The following is an 18,305-nucleotide window of genomic DNA, read 5'->3' as shown; positions in this document are numbered from 1 at the left end:
CAAGGGCAACCGACCAGCCCCTGTCGCCGACTCCGAGAGACGTAGCGTGCTCATACGACTTCTGCGGACCTATCTCAGGCCCTACAAGAAACCCATCGCCCTGCTGGTGGTGCTGCAGTTCCTGCAGACCTGCGCCACCCTCTACCTGCCCACTCTGAACGCGGACATCATCGACAACGGTGTCGTGAAGGGTGACACCGGTTACATCCTGTCCTTCGGTGCCCTGATGATCGGCATCTCGCTGGTGCAGGTGGTGTGCAACATCGGTGCCGTGTACTACGGCGCCCGGACCGCCTCCGCGCTCGGCAGGGATGTGCGCGGCGCCGTCTTCGACCGGGTCCAGTCCTTCTCCGCGCGTGAACTGGGTCACTTCGGGGCGCCCTCGCTCATCACCCGTACGACGAACGACGTGCAGCAGGTCCAGATGCTGGCCCTGCTGACGTTCACCCTGATGGTGTCGGCGCCCATCATGTGCGTGGGCGGCATCGTGCTGGCCCTCGGTCTGGACGTTCCGCTGTCCGGGGTACTGGTCGCGGTGGTACCGGTGCTCGGCATCTCGGTCACGCTCATCGTGCGCCGGCTGCGCCCGCTGTTCCGCGCGATGCAGGTCCGGCTGGACACGGTGAACCGGGTGCTGCGCGAGCAGATCAGCGGCAACCGGGTGATCCGCGCCTTCGTCCGGGACGAGTACGAACAGGGCCGGTTCGGCACGGCCAACGGCGAGCTGACCGACATGCAGCTGGCCACGGGCCGGCTGCTGGCCCTGATGTTCCCGATCGTCATGACGGTGGTGAACCTGTCGTCCATCGCGGTCGTGTGGTTCGGCGCCCACCGGATCGACAGCGGCGGGATGGCCATCGGCGACCTCACCGCGTTCCTCGCCTATCTGATGCAGATCGTCATGTCCGTGATGATGGCCACCTTCATGTTCATGATGGTGCCGCGCGCGGAGGTGTGCGCCGAGCGCATCCAGGACGTCCTGGGGACCGATTCGAGCGTCGTACCGCCGACGGCCCCCGTCACCGAGCTGCGGGCGCACGGGCACCTGGAGATCCGGGGCGCGGGATTCCGCTACCCGGGTGCCGAGGAGCCGGTGCTGAAGTCCATCGACCTGGTGGCCCGGCCGGGGCAGACGACCGCCGTGATCGGCTCCACCGGCAGCGGCAAGTCGACCCTCCTGGGTCTCGTCCCCCGGCTGTTCGACGCCACCGAGGGCGAGGTCCTGGTGGACGGCGTGGACGTCCGCGAGGTCGAGCCGCACCTGCTCGCCCGGACGGTCGGACTCGTGCCGCAGAAGCCCTACCTGTTCGCGGGCACCGTCGCGACCAACCTGCGGTACGGCAATCCGGACGCCACCGACGAGGAGCTGTGGCACGCGCTGGAGGTGGCGCAGGCCAAGGACTTCGTGCGGAATCTGGAGGGCGGCCTGGACGCGCCGATCGCGCAAGGCGGCACCAACGTCTCCGGTGGCCAGCGGCAGCGGCTCGCCATCGCCCGCACGCTGGTGCAGCGCCCGGAGATCTACCTCTTCGACGACTCCTTCTCCGCGCTCGACTACGCCACGGACGCGGCCCTGCGCGCCGCGCTCGGCCGGGAGACCGCCGAGGCGACCGTCGTGATCGTCGCCCAGCGGGTGGCGACCATCCGGGACGCGGACCGGATCATCGTGCTGGACGAGGGCCGGGTGGTCGGTTCCGGCCGGCACGCCGAGCTGATGGCATCCAACGAGACCTACCGGGAGATCGTGCTCTCCCAGCTGACGGAAGCGGAGGCCGCCTGATGGCCGGGCCCATGGGACGCATGATGGCCGGGGGCGGCCCCGACCAGCGCTCGATGGACTTCAAGGGGTCGGGCAAACGGCTCGTCGCCCAGTTCAAACCGGAACGCCTCACGATCTACGGCCTGCTGCTGTGCGTGGTCGTCAGCGTGAGCCTGAGCGTCATCGGCCCGAAGATCCTCGGCCGGGCCACCGACCTGGTGTTCGCGGGCATCGTCGGCCGGCAGTTCCCGGCCGGCGCCACCAAGGAGCAGGTCCTCGACTCCCTGCGCGAGCGTGGCCGGGGCGGGATCGCGGACGTGCTTCAGGGCACCGACTTCACGCCCGGCAAGGGCATCGACTTCGACGCCGTCGGGCACGTCCTGCTACTCGCGCTCGGTGTGTTCCTGGTCGCCGGCCTGCTGATGGCGGTCGCGACGCGGCTGGTCAACCGGGCGGTGAACCGCACGATGTACCGGCTGCGGGAGGACGTGCAGGCCAAGCTGTCGCGGCTGCCGCTGTCGTACTTCGACAAGCGCCAGCGCGGTGAGGTGCTGTCCCGGGCGACCAACGACATCGACAACGTCGGGCAGACGCTCCAGCAGTCGATGGGACAGCTGATCAACTCGGTGCTGACCATCGTCGGCGTGCTCGTGGTGATGTTCTGGGTGTCCTGGCTGCTAGCGCTGGTGGCGCTGGTCACCGTGCCGCTGTCGTTCCTGGTCGCCACCCGGGTCGGCAAGCGGTCGCAGCCGCACTTCGTGCAGCAGTGGCGCACCACCGGCCAACTGAACGCGCACATCGAGGAGATGTACACCGGGCACACCCTGGTGAAGGTGTTCGGGCGGCAGGAGGAGTCGGCCCGGCAGTTCGCCGAGCAGAACGAGGCGCTGTACCAGGCCGCGTTCAAGGCGCAGTTCCACAGCGGGGTGATGCAGCCGCTGATGATGTTCGTGTCGAACCTGAACTACGTGCTGGTGGCGGTCGTCGGCGGTCTGCGGGTCGCGTCCGGCGCGCTCTCCATCGGTGATGTGCAGGCCTTCATCCAGTACTCGCGGCAGTTCTCGATGCCGCTGACGCAGGTCGCGTCGATGGCGAACCTGGTGCAGTCCGGTGTCGCCTCGGCCGAGCGGATCTTCGAACTCCTGGACGCGGAGGAGCAGGAGGCGGATCCGGTGCCGGGCGAGCGGCCCGGGGAGCTGCGCGGGCGGGTGCGCCTGGAGCACGTGTCGTTCCGGTACGACCCCGAGAAGCCGCTGATCGAGGACCTGTCGCTCACGGTGGAGCCGGGGCACACGGTGGCGATCGTCGGCCCGACCGGCGCGGGCAAGACCACGCTGGTCAACCTGCTGATGCGGTTCTACGACGTCTCCGGCGGCCGGATCACCCTGGACGGGGTCGACATCCGGAGCATGACTCGGGACGAACTGCGGTCCGGGATCGGCATGGTGCTCCAGGACACCTGGCTGTTCGGCGGCACCATCGCGGAGAACATCGCGTACGGCGCCTCGCGCGAGGTCACGCGCGGGGAGATCGAGGAGGCGGCCCGGGCGGCCCACGCGGACCGCTTCATCCGCACCCTGCCCGACGGCTACGACACCGTGATCGACGACGAGGGCACGGGCGTCAGCGCCGGTGAGAAGCAGCTGATCACCATCGCGCGGGCGTTCCTGTCCGACCCGGTGATCCTGGTGCTGGACGAGGCGACGAGTTCGGTGGACACCCGCACGGAGGTGCTGATCCAGAAGGCGATGGCCAAGCTGGCGGCCGGCCGTACGTCGTTCGTGATCGCGCACCGGCTGTCGACCATCCGGGACGCGGACACGATCCTCGTGATGGAGAACGGGTCCATCGTCGAACAGGGCGCGCACGAGGAGCTGTTGGCGGCGGACGGGGCCTACGCCCGGCTGTACAAGGCCCAGTTCGCGCAGGCGGTGGCCGAGGTCGACTAGGCACGGGGGGGGCCGTCGCGCGGCGGCGGCCCCTCAGTCCAGATAGCCCCTCAGCTGGTCCGCGAAGGCGTGGTCCCGGAGCTTGTTCAGCGTCTTGGACTCGATCTGCCGTATCCGTTCGCGGGTCACGCCGAAGATGCGGCCTATCTCCTCCAGGGTGCGCGGGCGGCCGTCGACCAGGCCGTACCGGAGCTGGACGACCTTCCGCTCGCGCTCCCCCAGCGTGGACAGCACCGCTTCCAGGTGCTCGCGCAGCAGCAGGAAGGCGGCGGACTCGACGGGGCTCGTCGCGTCGCCGTCCTCGATGAGGTCGCCGAGGGCGACGTCGTCCTCCTCGCCGACCGGGGCGTGCAGCGACACCGGCTCCTGGGCGAGCCGCAGCACCTCGCCGACCCGCTCGGGCGGCAGGTCCAGATGGGCGCCGACCTCCTCCGCCGTCGGCTCGTAGCCGCGCTCCTGGAGCATCCGCCGCTGGACCCGCACGACCCGGTTGATCAACTCCACGACATGGACCGGGACCCGGATGGTGCGGGCCTGGTCGGCCAGCGCCCGGGACATGGCCTGCCGGATCCACCAGGTGGCGTAGGTGGAGAACTTGTAGCCGCGCGCGTAGTCGAACTTCTCCACGGCCCGGATGAGCCCGAGGTTGCCCTCCTGGACGAGGTCGAGCATGGTCAGGCCGCGGCCGACGTACCTCTTGGCCACGGAGACGACGAGCCGCAGGTTCGCCTCGATGAGCCGGCGCTTGGCCATGCGGCCCATGACGACGAGCCGGTCCAGGTCCTGCGCGAGTTCGCTGTCCAGGTCGGGGGTGGTGCCGAGCTTCTCCTCCGCGAACAGGCCGGCCTCCACCCGGCGGGCCAGTTCCACCTCCTCGGCGGCGGTGAGCAGCGGGATGCGGCCGATCTCGCGCAGGTACTGGCGGAACAGGTCGGCGGAGGGACCGCCGGATTCGACCCGGGCGACGGCCGGGACCTCGACGGGTTCCTCGGGTTCGTCCACGAGCGCGTCGGCGGGCGGCTCCGCCTCGGGATGCAGGGCGGCACGGCTCTGCGGGGGCACAGCCGCGAGGACGTCCGCCTCCGCGTCCGGCTCGTCCGCGGTGATGCCGGTGGCGCTGGTGCTGCTGTCGGTCTGGGTGAGGGTCTGGGTCTGCACGGGGGCGACCTCCAGGATGATCGCTGCTGAAGGTGTGCGGCAGCGTGCGCTCCGAGGCTCGGGCACCGCCCCCAGTGTGGAGTACGACACAACCCCGCCACGAGGGTCGTGCCGTGACTTTTTGCGTCCGGTCCGTCACCGGTCGGTTACTCGTCTCGTTGGACTATGCGATTGGCAACTGCGGGCCCTTGGTCCACGTGGATGTGGGGGAAGATGGAAGGCATGAGCGAGATGGACGAGCTGCGGCGGCGTCTGGAAGCGCTGGAGGCGCGGGTGGACGAGGTCATGGCGGAGCACACCACGACCCGCAATCTGGCCGTAGGCTCCGACAGCGACGTCGCGGCTCTCCAGGTGCAGCGGCGCGCGGACATGCAGGTGATCCGGGCCCTGCGGGACACGCAGCTGGAGCACGGCAAGGTGCTGGAAGCGCACACCAAGACCCTGCATGAGCACGGCAAGCTGCTCGGCGCCCTGGTCTCCGGTCAGGTGGCGATGACGGAGCAACTCCAGGCCATCACCGACCACCTCGGCGTCACCCCGCCCGGGCAGCCCCGCGAACAGGGCTAGCACCCCTCACAGCGCCTCCGCGCCCCGCTCGCGCAGTGCCTGGTCGTACTGCTGGAGGATCCACAGCTCGTTCTGCACGGCGGCCAGCCGGGCCGGGTCGCCGGCGGTGGCCAGGCGGGTCATCTGGGACTGGATGTCGCGGATGCGGCGTTCCACGGCGCGGCGGCGGATCTGGACGAGGACCGTGCCGGCGTACGTCTCGTCCACCGTGCGGCGCAGGATCGGCTCGACGGCCAGCTCCGTGACCATCGCGCGCACGGTGTCGTCGGGCGCCGCCTCACGGACGCGGACCAGGTACTCCTGCGGGTCGGACACGCCGTACTCGGCGCCGCCCGCCTCCGCGACGGCCTGGCGCACGGCGGCGTACGGCGGGGCGGTGAACTCGTCCACGCCGTAGGCGTCGAAGGCCGGGGAGACCAGTTCGGGGCGCTGGAGGGCGAGTTTGAGCAGTTCGCGTTCGGCGGCGAAGACCGGGTTGCGCAGGGTCAGGGCGGGCCCGGAGCTCGCGGGGCGGGGCGCCTGCGCCCACTGGTCGGCGGCCGGGCGGCGCCGGTCCTGCTGCTGGGGGCCCTTGCCGTCGCGGGCCCAGCGGGCCAGCTGCGCCACCCGGCGGACCACGAACTGGGTGTCGAGGATGCCGAGCATGCCGGCCAGCTCGACGGCGACCTCGTGCTGGGCGCCGCTGTTCTTGATCCGGGCGACGATCGGCGCGGCCTCGTCCAGCGCCGCCGCGCGGCCCGCCGGGGTGTCCAGGTCGTAGCGGCCCACGATCTGGCGGAGCGCGAACTCGAAGAGGGGCGTGCGCGGTTCGACGAGGTCCGCCACCGCCTCGTCGCCCTTGGCGAGGCGCAGGTCGCACGGGTCCATGCCGTCCGGTGCGATGGCGATGTACGTCTCGGCGGCGAACTTCTGGTCGTCCTCGAAGGCGCGCAGGGCGGCCTTCTGCCCGGCCGCGTCGCCGTCGAAGGTGAAGATCACCCGGGCCGAGCCGTTGTCCATCAGCAGCCGGCGCAGGATCTTGATGTGGTCGCTGCCGAAGGCCGTACCGCAGGTCGCGATGGCCGTCGGCACACCGGCGAGGTGGCAGGCCATGACGTCGGTGTAGCCCTCGACCACCACCGCGCGGCTGCTCTTCGCGATCTCCTTCTTCGCCAGGTCGATGCCGTACAGCACCTGGCTCTTGCGGTAGATCGGCGTGTCGGGGGTGTTGAGGTACTTCGGGCCGTTGTCCGCCTCGTACAGCTTGCGGGCGCCGAAGCCGACGACGTCGCCGCCGATGTCCCGGATCGGCCACATCAGCCGGCCCCGGAACCGGTCGATGGGTCCCCGGCGGCCCTCCTGGGACAGCCCGGAGAGGATCAGTTCCTTGTCGGTGAAGCCCTTGCCGCGCAGGTAGCGGGTCAGATGGTCCCAGCCCTGGGGGCTGTAGCCGACGCCGAAGTGGACGGCGGCGGCCTGGTCGAAGCCGCGCTCGGCGAGGAACACCCGGCCGGTCTCGGCCTCGGGGCTGGTGGCGAGCTGCTCGGCGTACCACTGGGCGGCGATCTTGTGCGCCTCGACCAGGCGGATGCGCTCACCGCGCTGGTGGGCCGGGTTGTACCCGCCCTCCTCGTACCGCAGCGTGATGCCGGCCTGCGCGGCGAGGCGCTCCACCGCCTCCGAGAAGGAGAGGTGGTCCACCTTCATCACGAAGGTGATGGTGTCGCCGCCCTCCTGGCAGCCGAAGCAGTGGAAGAGACCCTTGCTCGGGCTGACCTGGAAGGACGGCGACTTCTCGTCGTGGAACGGGCACAGGCCCTTGAGGTTGCCGCCGCCCGCGTTGCGCAGCTGGAGGTACTCGGAGACCACGGCGTCGATCGGGACCGCGTCCCGTACCGCCTTCACGTCCTCGTCGTTGATCCGTCCTGCCACGCGTGAATTCTACGGGGGCGCGGTGACAGTCCCGGTGCTCGCGGAGGTCACGGGACGAGGCTGTCGAGGGGTACGTGCGGGTCGGAGAGCGCCTCGACGTTCACCTGGGCCCGGGAACGGATGAGCTTCTGGATCGGCTCTGTGACATCCCACACGTTCACGTTCATCCCGGCCAGCACGCGTCCCTCCTTCACCCAGAAGGCGATGAACTCGCGCTTGCCGGCGTCGCCCCGGATCACCACCTCGTCGTAGGAGCCCGGCGGCGCCCACCCGCTGTACTCCATGCCCAGGTCGTACTGGTCGGTGAAGAAGTACGGCACACGGTCGTAGACCACTTCCTCGCCGAGCATCGCGCGCGCCGCCGCCGGGCCGCCGTTCAGCGCGTTCGCCCAGTGCTCGACGCGCAGCCGGGTGTCGAACAGGGCGAGCGGGAAGGACGCCACGTCGCCGGCCGCGTAGATGTCGGGGTCGGACGTGCGCAGCCGTTCGTCGACGACGATGCCGCCGCCGTGCGCCCGGTCGGCGATCTCCAGGCCGGCCGCCTCCGCGAGGGCGGCCCGGGGTGCCGCGCCGATCGCCGCGAGGACGTCGTGCGCCGGGTGCTCCTCGCCGTCGTCCGTGCGGGCCGCGAGGACCACGCCGTCCTGGCCGACGATCTCGGTGAGCCGGACACCGAAGTGGAAGCGGACGCCGTGCTCCCGGTGCAGTTCGGCGAAGACGTTGCCCAGCTCGGGGCCGAGCACCCCGTGCAGCGGGGTCGGCGCCGGTTCGATCACCGTGACCTCCGCGCCGTAGCCCCGGGCCGCCGCCGCGACCTCCAGGCCGATCCAGCCGGCGCCCGCGATCACCAGGTGCCCGTTGTCCCGGCCGAGGTGTTGCAGGACGCCCTTGAGGCGCTCGGCGTGCGCGAGGCGGCGCAGGTGGTGGACGCCGGCCAGGTCGGTGCCGGGGATGTCCAGGCGGCGCGGCTCGGCACCGGTGACCAGCAGCAGCTTGTCGTAGCGGACGATCGTGCCGTCGTCGCCGAAGCGGACCGTCTTCGCCGCGCGGTCGATCCGGTCCACGGTCTGGCCGAGGTGCAGCTCGACGTCGTTGCGCGCGTACCAGGCGGGTTCGTGCACGAAGACGCTGTCCCGCTCCTCCTTGCCGAGCAGATAGCCCTTGGACAGCGGCGGGCGCTCGTAGGGGTGGTCGCGTTCGTCGCAGATCAGTATCACGCGGCCGGTGAAGCCCTCCGCCCGGAGCGTCTCGGCCGCCTTCGCGCCGGCGAGACCGCCTCCCACGATGACGAATGTCTGATCCGCGTCGACCACTTGATGCCTCCTCGTAAGGGTGCCGCCACATGCGAGCGTCCCGCACGCGGCGTGATGCGGGAAGAGGGTGTGACCCGATCAGGCCACGGAGGGTCATGTTCCTCTCACATATGCCCCGTAAGTCTCGCGTGCAGTGAGAGCGCCGAGGCGTCGGTCAGGGAGGCGATCTGGTCCACGATCACCCGCTTGCGCGCCTTGTCGTCGTCCGCCGCGTCGAACAGCGCCCGGAACTGGGGATCCAGGCCCTCGGGCGCGCGGGCGGTCAGCGCCTCGGCCAGCTCGGCGACGATGACCCGCTGGTCGGCGCGGAGCCGCTCCTGCTCCGCGCGCTGCATCACATACCGGTCCGCGACCGCCTTGAGCACCGCGCACTCCATGCGGGTCGCCCGGGGGACGACGAGTTCGGCGTCGTAGCGGGTGAGCGGCCCGGTGCCCCACGCGGCGCGGGTGGCGGCCTCGGCGGCCAGGCAGAACCGGCCGATGAGCTGACTGGTGGCGTCCTTCAGGCGGGCCTGGGCGACCGCCGTGCCGTCGTAGCCGTGCGGCCACCACTCCTCGTCCTGGAGGCGGTCCAGGGCGGCGGCGAGTTCGGCGGGGTCGGTGTCGACGGGGACGTACCGGCCGACGGCGACCTCGAACACCGCCTGCCGTTCCGGCCCGGCGTGCAGGCGGTCGGGGTCGATGTGGCCGGCGTGCAGGCCGTCCTCGACGTCGTGCACCGAGTAGGCGACGTCGTCCGACCAGTCCATGACCTGCGCCTCGAAGCAGGTGCGGGTGCCGGGGGCGTGCCGTCTGACCCAGTCGAACACCGGGCGGTCGTCCTCGTACACGCCGAACTTGCGTGACGCCGGGTCGGTGGGGTGGGTGCCGCGCTGCCACGGGTACTTGGTGGCGGCGTCCAGGGCGGCGCGGGTCAGGTTCAGGCCGACCGAGCCGTCCGGGGTGAACCGTTTGGGCTCGATGCGGGTGAGGAGCCTGAGGGACTGGGCGTTGCCCTCGAAGCCGCCGCAGTCGTCGGCGAACTCGTTCAGGGCGGTCTCGCCGTTGTGGCCGAAGGGGGGATGACCGAGGTCGTGGGCGAGGCAGGCGGCCTCGACCAGGTCGGGGTCGCAGCCGAGGGCGGCGCCCAGTTCCCGGCCGACCTGGGCGCATTCGAGGGAGTGGGTGAGCCGTGTCCGGGGACTGGCGTCCCAGGCCTGGCTCCTGGTGCCCGGGGTCACCACCTGCGTCTTGCCGGCGAGACGCCGCAGGGCGGCGGAGTGGAGGATGCGGGCGCGGTCGCGCTGGAAGGCTGTGCGGCCGGGGCGTTTGTCGGGTTCGGGGGCCCAGCGCTCGACTGACGTGGGGTCGTATGCCGTGGAGAGTGCGGTGCCTTCCATGGGTCGACAGTAAGCCCAATCGCCTGCCGTGTTCGGTTCCGTCGGCGGGGGCGGGTGCGTTGTGGCCCTTCAGGCAGCCGCCGTGGACCTCTCCGTCAGGCTCTGGTCGTAGCGGTGCAGGACCAGGCGCGCCATCGCCCCGTGGGCGCCCAGGGGCGCGGAGGCGATCCACGGCGCTGCTTGCGCGCACTGGGTCGCGAAGCGGCCCGGGGCCGTGAAGTACGACGCCGTCGCCACCCGGTGCCGGCCGCGTGCCGCCAGTGCGCGCAACGCCGTCGGAACCGCCGGGGTCGCCGCCGAGGCGTAGGCGGGGAGCACCGGGACGCCCAGGCGGGCGGAGAGGAGGCGGGCCGTGCGGCGGGTGTCCGTGGCCGAGTCGGGGTCGCGGGAACCGGCCGCGGCGAGGACGACCGCGCTCTCCCGGCGGGCGGTGTCGTCCATGGCCGCCGGCCAGCCGGCCTCCAGGAGGCGGGCGTGCAGGGCCTCGGCGAGGAGGGGGTGGGGGCCGAGCGGGGCGGCCACGTGTGCGCGGACCGGCGAGGCCGCCGCCATCTCGGGGATGTCCTGCTTGACGTGGTAGCCCCGGCCGAGGAGGAGCGGGACCAGGACGGCCGGGGTGTCGCCGAGGGCGGCGAGGGTGTCCGGGAGCAGGGGCTCGTTCAGCTCGATGTGGCCCAGGTGGACGGGGAGGCCGGGGCGCAGCGCGCTGACCCGGTCCATGAGGGCCCGTACGGTGGTGAGCGCCCGGGGGTCCCGGCTGCCGTGGGCGACCAGCACGAGGGCCGGCGGGGCCGGGCGGCGGCCGAGCGGGGAGCCGAGCCGGCCGCGGGTGCGGAGGGGGGTGGACGCCGTCATGGAAACGATCCTGACCGGGAGACGTTGCGTGCCCGTTGCACGGCCGTCACCGGTGTTTTCCGCGGGTTCACCCCGTACGGACGCACGGTGTGAGGAGAACCGTGACGGAGCCGGCGGCGTCCTCCTCGGTCGGGAGCGATCACAGGGGGGCCGTATGAGGATGCGTCGACCGCGATGGCCGCGCACGCGGACCGGGCAGCGGCGGCTGGTGCAGGCCGTGATGGCCGGGTGCGTGCTGGCGCTGCTGCCGTCGGCCTGGCTGTACGTGTCCACGGCGGACCGGCTGCGCACGACGGCGGACGTGCCGCGCACCGAGGTCGCGGTGGTGTTCGGGGCGGGGCTGTGGAAGCACGGGGAGCCGTCGCCGTACCTCGCGCACCGGCTGGACGCGGCGGCCACGCTGTACCGGGCGGGGCGGATCGAGGTGGTGCTGGTCACCGGGGACAACAGCCGGGAGGACTACGACGAGCCCGACGCCATGCGCGCCTACCTCACCCGGCACGGGGTGCCGGACGCGCGGATCGTCAGCGACTACGCCGGGTTCGACACCTGGGACTCCTGTGTCCGGGCGAAGAAGATCTTCGGGGTGGACCGGGCGGTGCTGATCAGCCAGGGCTTCCACATCCGGCGGGCGGTGGCCCTGTGCGAGGCGGCGGGGGTGGACTCGTACGGGGTCGGGGTGGCCGACAAGCACGATGTGACCTGGTACTACGGCGGGACGCGGGAGGTGTTCGCGGCGGGCAAGGCGGCACTGGACGCGGTCTTCCAGCCGGATCCGACGTTCCTGGGGCGCAAGGAGCCGGGGATCGCCAGGGCACTGGCGGGGGCGGGGGACTGAGCCGATCGTCGACTTCGGCCAGGAGGACGCCTTCGCGCCGCGCGGCGGGTGCCAGTGGCTGTCGTACCTGCTGATCGGCACCGGCTGGGTGCCGGCCACCACGATCGCGGCGGGCGTCACCCGCTCCCTGAGCCGGCAGTAGGGGCGCCCCCGGGACCTCACGCCGCCGCCGGTCCGGCGGGGAGGTCGCCGTGCCGGGCGTGTAACCGGGGGTGACCCGGGGCCGTAACACGTACGACGCACGCTGGGCGGCATGGAGAACACCCCGACGCCCACCCACTGCCCGTACTGCGCCTTGCAGTGCGGGATGAACATCACGCCCCTGCCCCAGGGAGGCGTCGAGGTCACCGAGCGCGCGGACTTCCCGGTGAACCGGGGCGCGCTGTGCGGCAAGGGCCGTACGGCGGCCGAGGTGCTGTCGCCGGCGGTGCGGCTGACCGCGCCGCTGGTGCGCGAGGGCGGCCGGCTGGTGGAGGCGGGCTGGCCCGAGGCGCTGGACCGGATCGCCGAGCGGCTCGGGGCGACGCGGGAGCGGTACGGCGCCGACGCGCTGGGGGTGTTCGGCGGGGGCGGGCTGACCAACGAGAAGGCGTACGCGCTCGGCAAGTTCGCGCGGGTGGTGCTGGGCACCTCGCAGATCGACTACAACGGCCGGTTCTGCATGTCGTCGGCGGCGGCGGCCGGTACGAAGGCGTTCGGGCTCGACCGGGGGCTGCCGTTCCCGCTGGAGGACGTCCCGAGGACCGGGTGTGTGATCCTCGTCGGGTCCAACCCGGCCGAGACCATGCCGCCGTCGCTGCGGTTCTTCACGGAACTGCGGGAGAACGGCGGCACGCTGATCGTCGTCGACCCGCGCCGGACGCGGACCGCCGAGCAGGCGGACCTGCACCTCGCCCCCCGGCCCGGCACCGACCTCGCCCTCGCGCTGGGCCTGCTGCACCTGGTGGTGGCCGAGGGACGCACGGACGAGGAGTACATCCGGGAGCGGACCACCGGCTGGGAGGAGGCCCGGGCCGCGGCGATGGCGCACTGGCCGGAGTACGTGGAGCGGATCACCGGGGTGCCGGTGCCGCAACTGCGCGAGGCGGTGCGGATGTTCTGCGAGCCCACGGCGGCGATGGTGCTCACCGCGCGCGGACCGGAGCAGCAGTCCAAGGGCACGGACACGGTGGGCGCCTGGATCAACCTGTGCCTGGCGACCGGCCGCGCGGGCCGCCCCTTCTCCGGGTACGGCTGTCTGACCGGGCAGGGCAACGGGCAGGGCGGACGCGAACACGGGCAGAAGGCCGACCAGTTGCCCGGCTACCGCAAGCTGGACGACCCGGCGGCGCGGCGGCACGTGGCCGGGGTGTGGGGCGTGGACCCGGACAGCCTGCCGGGCCCCGGGCGCAGCGCGTACGAACTCCTCGACGCCCTCGGCACGGACGTCCGGGCGCTGCTGCTGATGGGCTCCAACCCGGTGGTCTCCGCCCCGCGCGCGGCCCACATCGAGCGGCGCCTGCGCTCGCTGGACTTCCTCGCAGTGGCCGACGTCGTCCTCTCGGAGACGGCGGAGCTGGCGGACGTCGTGCTGCCGGTGACCCAGTGGGCGGAGGAGACGGGCACGACGACCAGCCTGGAGGGCCGGGTGCTGCTGCGCCGCCGGGCCGTCGCTCCGCCGCCCGGTGTCCGCAGCGACCTGTACGTCCTGCACGAGCTGGCCGGCCGTCTCGGGGTGGAGAAGGGCTTCCCGGCCGACCCGGAGGAGGTCTTCGAGGAACTCCGCCGCGCGAGCGCCGGCGGCCCGGCGGACTACTCCGGCATCACCTACCGCCGCCTGGCCGAGGAGAACGGCGTCTTCTGGCCGTGCCCGGAGGGTCCGGGCGGGCCGGGGGGTACCGGTGCGGCCGACGGCGAGGGCACGGTCCCGGACGCGCTGCCGGACGGCCCGGCGGCGGATCCCGGCGCCACCGCCGACGTGCCGCCCGCCCACCTCACGGCGGCGGCCGGGACCACCGCGGCCGGCACCCCTGCCGGCGCCCGCCCGCTGCCCGGCACCCCCGTGGCAGGCTCCGGCCCCGCCGCCGTGCATCCCGGCACCCCGCGCCTCTTCCTCGGCCGTTTCGCCACCCCGGACGGCCGGGCCCGGTTCGTGCCCGTGGTGCACCGGGCCACGGCCGAGGAACCGGACGCCGAGTACCCGCTGCTGCTGACCACCGGGCGGGTGGTGTCGCAGTACCAGTCGGGGGCGCAGACCCGGCGCGTGGCGGAGCTGAACGCGGCGGCGCCCGGCCCGTTCGTGGAGCTGCACCCGCGGCTCGCGGCCCGGCTGGGGGCGGCCGACGGTGACCGGGTGGCGGTGGTGTCCCGGCGCGGCCGGGCCGTCGCGCCCGCGCGGATCACCGCTGCCATCCGGCCGGACACCGTCTTCATGCCGTTCCACTGGCCCGGCGAGGGCCGCGCCAACACGCTCACCAACCCGGCCCTGGACCCGACCTCCCGGATGCCGGAGTTCAAGTCCTGCGCGGTGCGGGTGGAGGTCCTGGGGCCGGCGGAGCGGTGAGGTCCGGTCCGCCGGACGGGGCACGGGCGGCGGGGCTCGCATAGGTTCGGGGTATGTCCGACACCGACCTGACCCACCAGAGCGAGTACGACCTGGACGCCTATCTCGACCGCATCGGCTGGAAGGGCGAGCGGCGGGCCGACCTGGCCACCCTGCGCGGGGTGCACCTGGCGCACGCGCTGTCGCTGCCCTTCGAGAACCTGGACCCGGTGCGGGGCACGGCTCCCTCCCTGGCGCCCGCCGACCTGATGGCCAAGATGATCCACGGCCGGCGCGGCGGCTACTGCTACGAGCACGACATCCTGCTCCGGCTGGCGCTGGAGGCGCTCGGTTTCCGGGTGGCCCAGCTGGCCGCACGGGTCGTGGTGGGCGCGCGGACGCCGGACAGCCGGCCGCGGACGCACGCGATGCTCCGGGTGGAGGTGGCGGGCGAGCCGCTGCCGTACCTGGCGGACGTCGGTTTCGGCGCGCCCGGCGCGCTGCTGCTGCCGGTGCCGCTGGTGACCGGCACCGAGTTCGAGGGCGCCGGCCGCCGGCACCGGCTGGTGCGGCTGCCGCACGACGGGCCGCTGGAGCTGTGGGAGTTGCAGGTCCGCGACCCTCGGGGCGGTCCGGGCGACGGGGCGTGGACCGGGCAGTACGCGTTCACCCAGGAGCCGTTCGCCGCGCCCGACCTGGAGGTGTTCAACTGGTTCGTCGGCACCCACCCCCGGTCCCCGTTCACCCGCCGTCCCTACCTCCAGCGCACCACCGCCGATCGCCATCTCTCCCTGGACGGCGCCCGGTTCACCGAGACGCTCGCCGACGGCACGGTGACCGGGCGCACGCTGACCGAGGAGGCTCAGGCGCGGCGCGTGGTGGAGGAGGAGTTCGGCATCGAGGTGCCCGAGGGGGTCACCCTGCTGTCCTGACTCAGCGGCGGGAGAGCCAGTCGCCGTCCGCGATGCGGGTGCCGGTGGCGCGCAGCCGGGCGGCGACGCGCGGGGCGGCCAGGTAGACCCAGGCCCGGACGGTGCCGCCGGCGGTGCGTACGGCGTCCCGGGCGAGGCGTTCGTAGAGGTTGCGCGGGTCGCCCGGCACGTACTCCTCCAGCCGGTCCAGGGCGGCCAGCAGTTCCCCGTACGCCTCGGGCCGGGCGGTGACCAGTTCCCCGCGCACGGTGCCGCCGGGCTCCTCCACGGCGTAGGGGTAGCCGGGGCCGTCGTACAGCACGGCGCCGGTGAGGCGGGCCGGTTCCTCGGCGAGGGTGCGGCCGCGCAGGAAGAGGTCGTGGTTGGCCTCGCCGGGGCGGAGGGTGCCGTAGACGAAGAAGGGCAGGGGGCGGGGGTCCTCGGCGATCACGGAAACGATTCTGGACCCTCGCCGGCTCCCCACACATCTCCCCGAAGATCCATGAACGCGCTATGGACATGACATGTCATGCCCTCTTAAATCTCGGTGACACGTCAGCGCCATCCCCACTCCCAGCCTGGCGCCTCCCCGAGGAGACAGATGAGCCGGATACGGCAGCACGTCCGAGGAACCCGCCGCACAGCCACCGCCGGTGTCGCCCTGACCACCGCGACCCTGCTGGCCGTCACCCTCTCCCCCGCCGCCCACGCCGACGCCAGACCCACCCGGGCCACCGCGATCGAGAACGCGGCGTCGGCCCTCCTGGCCCACGCGACGACCCTGGGCCTCACCGCTCCGCAGGACACCAGCGTCCGGGACGTGGTCGTGGACAAGGACGGCACCCAGCACGTCCGCTACGACCGCACCTACCGTCAGCTCCCGGTCCTGGGCGGCGACTTCGTCGTCCACCTCGCCCCCGACGGCGCCTACCGCGGCGCCGACCGGGCCACCCGGCAGGCGGTCTCCGTGCCCTCCGTCACCCCGCGGGTCTCCGGCCCCAAGGCAGCCGGCCTCGCGGTGAGCGCCCTGCGCGCGGCCCACCGCGGCACGGCGCTGAAGCAGGCCAAGGCCAAGCCGGTGCTGGTGGTCGACGCCCTGCACGGCAGCCCGAAGCTGGCCTGGCGCACCGACGCGGTCGGCCTGGACTCGCTCGGCAACCCCGTCGCCCGGACCGTGCTGACCGACGCGCGCACCGGCGCGCAGATCGACGCCTGGGACAGCATCGAGACGGCCACCGGCGACGGCGCGGCCCTCTACAGCGGCACGGTCGCGCTGGAGACGACCCAGTCGGGGACGTCGTACCAGCTCAAGGACCCGACGCGGGGCAACACCTACACCGGTGACGCCGAGGGCAAGACCGACCTGTGCATCTTCGGCATCTGCTTCAGCCGGGCCCCCGCGACCCTGTTCACGGACGCCGACAACCACTGGGGCTCGGGCACCACCGCGGACCGCGCCTCGGCCGCCGTCGACGCCCAGTACGGCACCAACGAGACCTGGGACTACTACAAGAACATCCACGGCCGCAACGGCATCGCGGGCGACGGCAAGGGCTCGTACAACCGCGTCCACTACGGCAGCAACTACAACAACGCCTTCTGGGACGACAGTTGCTTCTGCATGACGTACGGCGACGGTGACGGCACCACCTTCGGGCCGCTGGTCGCCCTCGACGTCGCCGGGCACGAGATGACCCACGGCGTGACGTCCAAGACCGCCGCGCTGACCTACTCGGGCGAGTCGGGCGGGCTGAACGAGGCCACCTCCGACATCCTCGGCACGATGGTGGAGTGGTACGCGAACAACTCCTCCGACACCGGTGACTACCTCATCGGCGAGAAGATCGTGAAGCCCGGCTTCGGCAAGGCGGCCCTGCGCTTCATGGACAAGCCGTCCAAGGACGGGAGTTCGGCCGACTACTGGAGTTCGTCGGTCGGGAACCTGGACGTCCACTACTCCTCGGGCGTCGCCAACCACTTCGCCTACCTGCTCGCCGAGGGCAGCGGCGCCAAGACCGTCAACGGCGTCGCCTACGACTCGCCGACGTACAACGGCTCGACGGTCACCGGCATCGGCCGGGACAAGGTCGGCAAGATCTGGTACCGGGCGCTGACGGTCTACATGACCTCCTCGACGAACTACGCGGGCGCCCGCACGGCCACCCTCAACGCGGCCAAGGACCTCTACGGCGCGGGCAGCACCGAGTACAACGCGGTGGCCGCCGCCTGGAGCGCGGTCAACGTCAACTGAACCGGCGCCGCCTGTCCGGCCCGCCGCCCGCGCCGCCGACGGTCCCGGCCGTCGGCGACGGGGTGCGGCCGGCGGGTGGGGGCCAATCGTGTGCTCTTCGCACCCCGCCCCTCACACGGCCCTGACCTGCCAAAACACTCTCCGGCTAGGCCGTGTGGGGGGCCTTGCGCGCCACCCGTTCACCGCATTCCCGGCGCCGCCTCGGGAAGCGGATCCCCGCGACTGCGACTTACCTCGGTAGGGCAGGGGCGCACCCCTGGACGAGTCGGACAAGCCCTGGGGAGCACCATGCGACGCACTGCCCGTCTGCTGGCCGGTACCGCGCTCGCCGTGACCGCCGCGGCACCCGCCCACGCGGCCGGAACCGGCCGTCTGGACCTGTACCCGGCGACGGTGGCACCCGGTGGCCAGGTCACGGTGAACACGGCCGCGTGCGGGGACGCGGGGGCCGCGACCGGGGACGCGGGCGCGCTCGGTGCCGGAACGTTCATGCTGGCGCCCACCGCGCACGAGGGCGAGGCGATCGGACAGTTCCGGGTGCCGCCGGGCGCGCAGCCGGGGACGTACGAGATCGTCGCCCGGTGCGCCGAGGGCGACCGGCAGGTGGCGGGCGACCTGGTGGTGGCGTTGAGCGCGGTGCACCAGCAGGTGCTGCCGCGGGGAAGCGTGAAGACGGGGGTCGGCGGCGGACTCGGCCCCGACCCCGTACAGACCGCGGCGGGCGTGGCGGCACTGGCCGTCGCCGCCGCGGGCGGTACCTGGCTCCTGCATCGCCGGGCGAGAGGCGACGGGATCTGACGGACACCCTCCGCTGTCCGTCCGCCGGTACCGCACACCCCGCCCCCTCCGGGTCCGACGCCCCTCGCGGCCCGGAGGGGGAAGGGGCCTTGGGG

Annotated in this window: 14 protein-coding genes; 8 read left to right on the top strand and 6 right to left on the bottom strand. The window is 72.6% G+C overall.

The annotated features are described in order from the left end of the window. Window positions 1-46 precede the first annotated feature (46 nt). Window positions 47-1,780, top strand: coding sequence for an ABC transporter ATP-binding protein (locus tag AQJ11_RS02700; protein ID WP_058080429.1), 1,734 nt, complete (start codon window positions 47-49; stop codon window positions 1,778-1,780). After that, window positions 1,780-3,708, top strand: a complete 1,929-nt coding sequence (locus AQJ11_RS02695; RefSeq protein ID WP_058080430.1) for an ABC transporter ATP-binding protein — start codon at window positions 1,780-1,782, stop codon at window positions 3,706-3,708. Before AQJ11_RS02700 ends, AQJ11_RS02695 begins: the two co-directional genes overlap by 1 nt. A 33-nt stretch (window positions 3,709-3,741) precedes the next feature. On the opposite strand, the gene AQJ11_RS02690 is transcribed toward AQJ11_RS02695, so the two are convergent. After that, window positions 3,742-4,941 carry an RNA polymerase sigma factor gene (locus AQJ11_RS02690; RefSeq protein WP_279616936.1) on the bottom strand — a complete coding sequence of 400 codons (1,200 nt, stop codon included), beginning with the start codon at window positions 4,939-4,941 and terminating at the stop codon, window positions 3,742-3,744. A 147-nt stretch (window positions 4,942-5,088) separates the two neighbouring features. Between AQJ11_RS02690 and AQJ11_RS02685 the strand changes: the two genes are divergently transcribed. Next, window positions 5,089-5,433 (top strand): hypothetical protein, encoded by a 345-nt coding sequence (locus AQJ11_RS02685; protein WP_014672547.1) that lies wholly within the window; start codon window positions 5,089-5,091, stop codon window positions 5,431-5,433. Between the two features lie 6 nt (window positions 5,434-5,439). Here the strand turns inward: AQJ11_RS02685 and dnaG are convergent, their stop codons facing one another. From dnaG to AQJ11_RS02665, 4 genes are all read right to left on the bottom strand, one after another. Further along, the gene (gene dnaG, locus AQJ11_RS02680) at window positions 5,440-7,344 is read right to left on the bottom strand and encodes a DNA primase (RefSeq protein ID WP_059261666.1); all 1,905 of its coding nucleotides are present in this window, start codon (window positions 7,342-7,344) and stop codon (window positions 5,440-5,442) included. Window positions 7,345-7,391: 47 nt separating this feature from the next. Further along, window positions 7,392-8,657, bottom strand: a complete 1,266-nt coding sequence (locus AQJ11_RS02675) for an NAD(P)/FAD-dependent oxidoreductase (protein ID WP_014672549.1) — start codon at window positions 8,655-8,657, stop codon at window positions 7,392-7,394. Between the two features lie 104 nt (window positions 8,658-8,761). Then, on the bottom strand, window positions 8,762-10,036 hold the full coding sequence (locus AQJ11_RS02670; protein ID WP_014672550.1) for a deoxyguanosinetriphosphate triphosphohydrolase: 1,275 nt from the start codon (window positions 10,034-10,036) through the stop codon (window positions 8,762-8,764). Between the two features lie 69 nt (window positions 10,037-10,105). Further along, window positions 10,106-10,891, bottom strand: a complete 786-nt coding sequence (locus AQJ11_RS02665) for a sirohydrochlorin chelatase (RefSeq protein ID WP_059261665.1) — start codon at window positions 10,889-10,891, stop codon at window positions 10,106-10,108. A gap of 154 nt (window positions 10,892-11,045) precedes the next feature. On the opposite strand from AQJ11_RS02665, the gene AQJ11_RS02660 reads away from it, so the two are divergent. The 3 genes from AQJ11_RS02660 (at window position 11,046) to AQJ11_RS02650 (ending at window position 15,182) form a co-directional block, all read left to right on the top strand. Next, window positions 11,046-11,729 (top strand): SanA/YdcF family protein, encoded by a 684-nt coding sequence (locus AQJ11_RS02660; RefSeq protein ID WP_107120769.1) that lies wholly within the window; start codon window positions 11,046-11,048, stop codon window positions 11,727-11,729. 253 nt (window positions 11,730-11,982) lie between these two features. Next, window positions 11,983-14,271, top strand: a complete 2,289-nt coding sequence (locus AQJ11_RS02655; RefSeq protein ID WP_059261663.1) for a molybdopterin oxidoreductase family protein — start codon at window positions 11,983-11,985, stop codon at window positions 14,269-14,271. Window positions 14,272-14,324: 53 nt separating this feature from the next. Further along, window positions 14,325-15,182, top strand: coding sequence for an arylamine N-acetyltransferase family protein (locus AQJ11_RS02650; protein WP_014672554.1), 858 nt, complete (start codon window positions 14,325-14,327; stop codon window positions 15,180-15,182). A 1-nt stretch (window position 15,183) separates the two neighbouring features. On the opposite strand, the gene AQJ11_RS02645 is transcribed toward AQJ11_RS02650, so the two are convergent. Then, window positions 15,184-15,612, bottom strand: a complete 429-nt coding sequence (locus AQJ11_RS02645; RefSeq protein WP_014672555.1) for a gamma-glutamylcyclotransferase family protein — start codon at window positions 15,610-15,612, stop codon at window positions 15,184-15,186. A gap of 150 nt (window positions 15,613-15,762) precedes the next feature. Between AQJ11_RS02645 and AQJ11_RS02640 the strand changes: the two genes are divergently transcribed. Further along, on the top strand, window positions 15,763-17,412 hold the full coding sequence (locus tag AQJ11_RS02640; protein WP_059261662.1) for a M4 family metallopeptidase: 1,650 nt from the start codon (window positions 15,763-15,765) through the stop codon (window positions 17,410-17,412). Between the two features lie 288 nt (window positions 17,413-17,700). Further along, complete coding sequence (locus tag AQJ11_RS02635) at window positions 17,701-18,210, top strand: hypothetical protein (protein WP_014672557.1); 510 nt, start codon at window positions 17,701-17,703, stop codon at window positions 18,208-18,210. The last annotated feature ends 95 nt before the right edge of the window (window positions 18,211-18,305 follow it).

It is taken from the genome of Streptomyces corchorusii (assembly GCF_001514055.1).
GTDB lineage: Bacteria > Actinomycetota > Actinomycetes > Streptomycetales > Streptomycetaceae > Streptomyces > Streptomyces olivaceoviridis.
Note: the sequence above shows the minus strand (reverse complement) of the source record. Positions and strands in the feature narration are given on the sequence as shown.